This is a genomic window from Mesorhizobium sp. M2A.F.Ca.ET.039.01.1.1 (genome assembly GCF_003998035.1).
In the GTDB taxonomy this organism is placed as follows: domain Bacteria; phylum Pseudomonadota; class Alphaproteobacteria; order Rhizobiales; family Rhizobiaceae; genus Mesorhizobium.
The window spans coordinates 1-496 of sequence record NZ_RZRY01001494.1; the positions used below are offsets into that span (position 1 = coordinate 1).

The 496-nt window shown below is 68.5% G+C and carries 1 protein-coding gene; it reads right to left on the reverse strand.

What is annotated here, in order from left to right; all coding sequences use genetic code 11:
* Window positions 1–496: MFS transporter (locus EOA24_RS40615; RefSeq protein ID WP_133375108.1), on the reverse strand; the 496-nt coding region annotated here is incomplete at both ends.

A 496-nucleotide genomic window follows, 5' to 3' on the forward strand; every position in this document is an offset into this window, starting at 1 on the left:
CGGTATAGGCGACGCCGTGCCAGGCGGAGACGAATATGCCGGCGACGACGACCGCCAATGGCAGCAGCGGCAGCAGCGTGGGGATTGCGGCGGTGCCGATCACCAGCAGCCACAGCACCAGGAAGGCAAATGCGCTCAGCGCGCTGCAGACTTTCAGGAACGGGCGGCGGTTGCCGTGGCGGTCGGTGAAGCGGCCGCTCCAGACGCGCATCACCATGGCGCCAGTCTGCACGGCGGCGAGGCTGGTGCTGGTCACCCATGTGCCCATGCCGGCAAAGTCATGCAGAAAGACCGAGGCGAAGGTCAGCACCGCGACCTGCGGGAAGCAAAGCAGCCGAATGGCGCTCGAAATGCGCCAGACCTCGATGTTGCGCAAAGGCGCCGGGCCGGTTGTCGCCGCGGCGGCGTGACTGCCGCCTTCCACCGGCGGCTCGTGCAGCCAGCGCCAGGCGAAACAGGCCGAGAGCGCGGAGACGGCCGCAAGCAGGCCGAAGAC